Source organism: Corallococcus sp. CA047B (assembly GCF_003612065.1).
In the GTDB taxonomy this organism is placed as follows: Bacteria; Myxococcota; Myxococcia; order Myxococcales; family Myxococcaceae; genus Corallococcus; species Corallococcus praedator.
The window spans coordinates 1-416 of record NZ_RAWD01000739.1; the positions used below are offsets into that span (position 1 = coordinate 1).

At 69.5% G+C, this 416-nt stretch carries 1 pseudogene; it reads left to right on the forward strand.

The window, feature by feature from the left end:
* Positions 1–416, forward strand: a pseudogene (locus D7X74_RS42440) (hypothetical protein); the annotation flags it as partial.

A 416-nucleotide genomic window follows, 5' to 3' on the forward strand; every position in this document is an offset into this window, starting at 1 on the left:
CCGCGGACCGCGCGCTGCTCACCGCCCTCTATCGCGAGCTCGACGCGGCGCTCCCCAAGGGAGACGCGGCGGCCCCCGCGGCCATGTACCTGCGCCGCGCGGTGAGCGTGTGGTCCCAGTACCCGGACACCGTGGGGCTGCGGCGCGTGGTGATGGGCGAGAAGGGACGTGGCTACACGACGTTGTGCAGCTATGCGCGGTGCAACGGGCGCGACTCGGGCAGCTGCGAGGGGCGCTACAACTGGTACGCCCACGCGACGCATGACTGCGACCGGGGCGGCTTCGACTGGCCGGGCAATCAGCAACTGGCCCAGCTCGGTGACCACTATTCGTGTAACGGGGACGAGTTCTATCTGGCCGGTGATACCTGGCACTGCGGTTCACCCAATCACTGGCACCGGCCGAAGGTGGTGGGC